Raw genomic sequence first — 4934 nt, 5'->3', positions numbered from 1 at the left:
GGCGTCCGCCCTCCGGCGGCGGTCGCCGGGCTGCCGGTGCCGGTCTCCGCGTCGTCCTCCAGCCGCAGGGTGAGCGAGATCCGCTTGCGGGGGACGTCCACGTCGAGCACCTTGACCCGGACCACGTCGCCGGACTTGACCACGTCCCGGGGGTCCTTGACGAAGGTGTGGGACATCGCCGACACGTGCACCAGGCCGTCCTGGTGGACGCCGACGTCGACGAACGCGCCGAACGCCGCGACGTTGGTGACCACGCCCTCCAGCAGCATCCCCGGGGTCAGGTCGCTGATCTTCTCCACTCCCTCGGCGAAGGTGGCGGTGCGGAACTCCGGTCGCGGGTCCCGGCCCGGCTTCTCCAGCTCGGCGAGGATGTCGGTGACGGTGGGCAGGCCGAAGGTCTCGTCGACGAAATCGGTGGCCCGCAGCCCGCGCAGGATCGCCGACTTACCGATCAGCGAGCGCAGGTCCTGCCCGGTGCTTGCCAGGATCCGCCGCACCACCGGGTACGCCTCGGGGTGCACGCTGGAGGAGTCCAGCGGGTCGTCGCCACCCGGGATGCGCAGGAAGCCGGCGCACTGCTCGAACGCCTTCGGGCCGAGCCGGGGCACCTTCTTCAGCTCGGCGCGGGAGCGGAACGGGCCGTTGGCGTCGCGGTGCAGCACGATGTTCTCCGCCAAGCCGGCGCCGATGCCGGAGACCCGGGTCAGCAGCGGCGCGGAGGCGGTGTTGACGTCCACCCCGACCGCGTTGACGCAGTCCTCGACCACGGCGTCCAGCGAACGGGAGAGTTTCACCTCGGACAGGTCGTGCTGGTACTGCCCGACGCCGATCGAGCGGGGGTCGATCTTGACCAGCTCGGCGAGCGGATCCTGGAGGCGGCGGGCGATGGAGACCGCGCCGCGCAGCGACACGTCCAGCCCGGGCAGCTCCTGGGAGGCGTACGCAGAGGCGGAGTAGACCGACGCGCCGGCCTCGGAGACCACCACCTTGGTCAGGTTGAGCTGCGGGTACCGCTTGATCAGGTCACCGGCCAGCTTGTCGGTCTCCCGGCTGGCGGTGCCGTTGCCGATGGCGATCAGCTCGACGCCGTGCGCCCCGGCGAGCTTCGCCAGGGTCTCGATCGAGGCGTCCCACTGCCGGCGCGGCTCGTGCGGGTAGATGGTGTCGGTGGCGACCACCTTGCCGGTGGCGTCGACGACCGCGACCTTGACGCCGGTGCGCAGGCCCGGGTCCAGGCCCATCGTCGGGCGGGTGCCGGCGGGCGCCGCGAGCAGCAGGTCACGCAGGTTGGTGGCGAAGACCCGGACGGCCTCCTCCTCCGCCGCCTGCCACAGCCGCATCCGCAGGTCTGCGCCGAGGTGGATGAGGATCCGGGTACGCCAGGCCCAGCGCACCGTGTCGGCGAGCCACCTGTCGGCGGGCCGCCCCTGGTCGCTGATGCCGAACCGGCCGGCGATCGCCGCCTCGTACCGGCTCGGGCCGGTGACGACGGCGTCGGCGTCGCCCTCGGCCTCCGGGTCCATGGTCAGGTCGAGCACGCCCTCCTTCTCGCCCCGGAACATCGCCAGGATCCGGTGCGACGGCAGCTTGGGGTACGGCTCGGCGAAGTCGAAGTAGTCGGCGAACTTGGCGCCGGCGGTCTCCTGGCCGTCGCGTACCCGGGAGACCAGCCGGCCCCGCGACCACATCTGCTCGCGCAGGGTGCCGATCAGGTCGGCGTCCTCGCCGAAGCGCTCGATCAGGATGGCCCGGGCGCCCTCCAGCGCGGCGGCGGCGTCGGCCACGCCTCGGTCGGCGTCGACGAAGCGGCCGCCGTCTCGCGCGGGTCCCGCGACGGGTCGGCGAGCAGGGTGTCGGCGAGCGGCTCCAGCCCCCGCCTCGCGGGCGACCTGCGCCCGGGTCCGCCGCTTGGGCTTGTACGGCAGGTAGATGTCCTCCAGCCGGGACTTCGAGTCGGCCGCCATGATCTGCGCTTCCAGGGCCTCGTCGAGCTTGCCCTGGCCGCGGATCGACTCCAGCACGGCGGCCCGCCGCTCGTCCAGCTCACGCAGGTACCGCAGCCGCTCCTCGAGGGTGCGCAGCTGCGCGTCGTCGAGCAGGCCGGTGGCCTCCTTGCGGTAGCGGGCGATGAACGGCACGGTGGCGCCGCCGTCGAGCAGCTCCACGGCCGCCCGCACCTGACGCTCCGCGACGCCGAGCTCGTCGGCGATCCGCTGATGAACTGACTGGGTCACGATCTTGATCCGCCTTCGCTGTGGGTTCCGTGCTGCATTCTGCCGCTCGCCCCCGACGACGCTCGCCATACCCGCCCGACGCGCCTGCGCTAGCGTTGCGATCATGGAACAACCAGCGGATCCGCGGGCCCGCCGGCTCTTCGGCGGCAGCGCCCGGGCGCTCGGCGACCTGGCCGTCAGCCCGTTCCGGGCCGACCGGGACCGGATCGTCGGCTCGCCGTTCTTCGCCCGGCTCAACGGCGTCACCCAGGTGATCAGCCCGGGTGGATCCGGCCTGCTGGTGCACAACCGGCTCACCCACAGCCTGAAGGTCGCCCAGGTGGCCAGGGCGATCGCCGAGCGGCTCACCGCCGACCCGGCGCACCGGCGGCTCCTCGACGAACTCGGCGGTTGCGACCCGGACGTGGTCGAGGCCGCCGCGCTCGCGCACGATCTCGGCCACCCGCCGTTCGGGCACCTGGGGGAGCGGGTGCTGGACCGACTGGCCCGGCAGCGGCTCGGCCTGCCGGACGGCTTCGAGGGCAACGCGCAGTCGTACCGGATCGTCACCAGCACCGAGATCCGGGGCGCGGCCACCACCGGGCTCGACCTCACCGCCGCGGTCCGCGCGGCCCTGCTGAAGTACCCGTGGACCCGGCTGGACCATCCGGACCCGCACCCGCGGCACCTCACCCCGGCGCCCCGGGGCGCGGCCGCCCCGCCAGACGACCCGGAGAGCGGGTCGGCGAAGTTCGGCGCGTACCGGACCGAGCTGGCCGACCTGCGGCAGGCCCGGGAGCCGTTCGCCGGCCGGATCGCCGACTGGCAGCAGACCGTCGAGGCCTCGGTGATGGACACCGCCGACGACATCGCGTACGCGATCCACGACGTCGAGGACTTCTACCGGGTGGGCGTGCTCCAGCAGGGGGCGGTGGCCGCCGAGCTGATGGCCTGGCAGCGGGAGGGCGGTCACCTGCGCGCGGTCACCGACGCGGCGCTGACCGGCGCGGCCCGCCGGCCCGGCTCGGCGATCGAGCGGCTGCGCCGCCAGCTGCACCGCAAGGACGGCTGGATCACCGACGACGACGCGTTCGCCGCCGCCGTCGAGCACGTCCGCCAGGAACTGGTCGAGGGGCTGCTGGCGATGCCCTTCGACGGCTCGATCGAGGCCGAGCAGTACGTCGCCCGCTTCTCCGCCCGCTGGACCACCCGGTTCGTCGACGCGATCACCGTGGTCCGCGAGCCGTCGGTGCGCTCCGGGCACGTGCTGCTCGCCCCGGCCCAGTGGCACGAGGTGCAGGTCCTCAAGTTCGTCCACCACCGGTTCGTGCTGGCTCGCCCCGACCTGGCCCTGCACCAGCGGGGTCAGGCCCGGCTGCTGGGCACCCTGGTCGAGGCGCTGTGGGAGTGGCTGCTCGACCCGGAGGAGGAGTCCCGGCTGCCGCGCCGGCTGCACGACCTGGTCGAGCTGGCCGAGGCGGAGCTGCACCCGCGTACGGCGGACCGGATCGGCCGGGCCCGGGGCCGGGCCATCGTCGACTTCGTCGCCCAGCTCACCGACGGCCAGGCCGTCGCCATGCTGGACGCCCTCTCCGGGCGCTCCGGCGCCCTCTGGACCGACGCCTTCGTCCTCTGACCGCCAGACCGGGGCGACGGCCGGCGGGCCGGCACCGGCGGCGGGTACGTCAGGCGACCGCCTGCCACCAGCCGTCCACCGGCGGCGGGTCGTCGACCACCACCCGCTCGCCGGGGCGGGGCACCGCCAGCCGCACGTCGCGCGCCTTGGCCTCGGCCCAGAGCCGGTCCACGGGCTCGGACCAGTCGTGCAGGGCCAGGTTGAACGTCGCCCAGTGCACCGGGAGGAAGAGCCCGCCGCGCAGGTCGAGGTGGGCCGAGACGGCCTCCTCGGGGAACATGTGGATGGCCGGCCACGCCCGGTCGTACGCGCCGATCTGCATCAGGGTGACGTCGAACGGCCCGTGCTCCGCGCCGATCTCGGCGTACCCGTCGAAGTAGCCGGAGTCGCCGGTGTAGAAGACCTTGCGGTGCGCGCCGGCGACCACCCAGGAGCTCCAGAGGGTGCCGTCGCGGCGCAGCCCCCGGCCGGAGAAGTGCTGGGCGGCGGTGGCGATGATCTCGAGCCCACCCACCTGGTGCCGCTCCGACCAGTCCAGCTCGACGATCCGCTCCGCCGGCACGCCCCACCGGTCGAGGTGGGCGCCGACGCCCAGCGGCACCAGGAACGGCGCGGACTGCCGCCGGGTCAGTTCCTGCACGGTGGCCATGTCGAGGTGGTCGTAGTGGTCGTGGGAGATCAGGATGGCGTCGACCGGGGGCAGGTCGGCCAGGCGTACCGGGGGCTGGTGCAGCCGCCTGGGGCCGACCGCGGCGGACGGGGAGCAGCGGTCGCTCCACACCGGGTCGACCAGGACCTTGCGCCCCTCGATTTCGATCATCGCGGAGGCGTGGCCGTACCAGACGATGTTGAGTTCGCGCTCGACGTCGGTCGCGGGCGGGGGCGTCGGGGGCAGCAGCGGGACCGGGGCGCTGGGGCGCCGGCGTTGCTTGCCGAAGATCAGCTCCCAGACCAGGTTCCGACCCGGGTCACCGGTGGTCATCGTCCGGGTGGCGGCCCGGTTGTGGAAGGTGCCGTCGCGGAACTGGGGGGGAGCGGGCGGCCCGTTCCGCCCGGGCCCCGGTCAGCCGACCGCCCAGCGCCGC

The 4934-nt window shown here is 73.9% G+C and carries 1 protein-coding gene and 2 pseudogenes; 1 reads left to right on the top strand and 2 read right to left on the bottom strand.

Annotated features, from left to right (window positions below; genetic code table 11):
• A pseudogene (locus JNW89_RS27670) lies at nt 1-2234 on the bottom strand (Tex family protein); the annotation flags it as partial.
• A gap of 103 nt (nt 2235-2337) precedes the next feature.
• Here JNW89_RS27670 and JNW89_RS27665 point away from each other — a divergent pair.
• Nucleotides 2338-3849: a deoxyguanosinetriphosphate triphosphohydrolase family protein gene (locus JNW89_RS27665; protein WP_238451296.1), complete on the top strand. Its 1512-nt coding sequence runs from the start codon at nt 2338-2340 to the stop codon at nt 3847-3849.
• A 49-nt stretch (nt 3850-3898) separates the two neighbouring features.
• On the opposite strand, the pseudogene JNW89_RS27660 reads toward JNW89_RS27665, so the two are convergent.
• A pseudogene (locus JNW89_RS27660) lies at nt 3899-4934 on the bottom strand (MBL fold metallo-hydrolase); the annotation flags it as partial.

This window comes from Micromonospora sp. 4G55 (assembly GCF_016803375.1).
The sequence above is the reverse complement of the archived record's forward strand: the minus strand, read 5'-3'. Positions and strand labels throughout refer to the sequence as shown.